At 32.7% G+C, this 489-nt stretch carries 1 protein-coding gene; it reads right to left on the reverse strand.

Going from position 1 to position 489, the window contains the following annotated elements; all coding sequences use genetic code 11:
• Positions 1–260: EipA family protein (locus ACFIK8_RS11050; RefSeq protein WP_375669457.1), on the reverse strand; the 260-nt coding region annotated here is incomplete at its 3' end.
• Positions 261–489: the final 229 nt, after the last annotated feature.

Here is a 489-nt window from a genome sequence, read left to right on the forward strand (position 1 = left end):
GCACCAGAAGCTTCTTCGCCTAAAATATAGGCATTGGGATAACCGTATTGCGAAAAGATATTTTCAATTGCGACTGCTATACCGCCGGCAGTTCTTCCAAAAAAAGTATGCCCGGAATCGATAATTTCTTGCAGCGAATAATAGGGGTCTTTGTGTTCTATTGGTTGGGGTTGAGCATGTACAGCGTTTATTTTTACGAATAAAAGGAATATCAAAGGTACGATATTTTTGTACCAGCGTGTTAGGAGAGAGAGAGCCATAGAAATTTTCCCTTTTATTGGTTACAAACAAAAAGATAATATTAGCATTTTTATTTGATTCAAATAAAAAATAAGACGTAAGGTTATTTAAATTCTTGAATTTGCTTTTGAAAAAATTTTTAGCATGATTGTTAAAGTTCCCTTATGCATTGGATGTTAAGAGTTTTTCTTTAAAATGAAGCTTATTTTTAAATCTAGGAGTTTTCGATAATTATGACGTTAGCTGTTT

This window comes from Bartonella sp. MR168JLCBS (genome assembly GCF_042194175.1).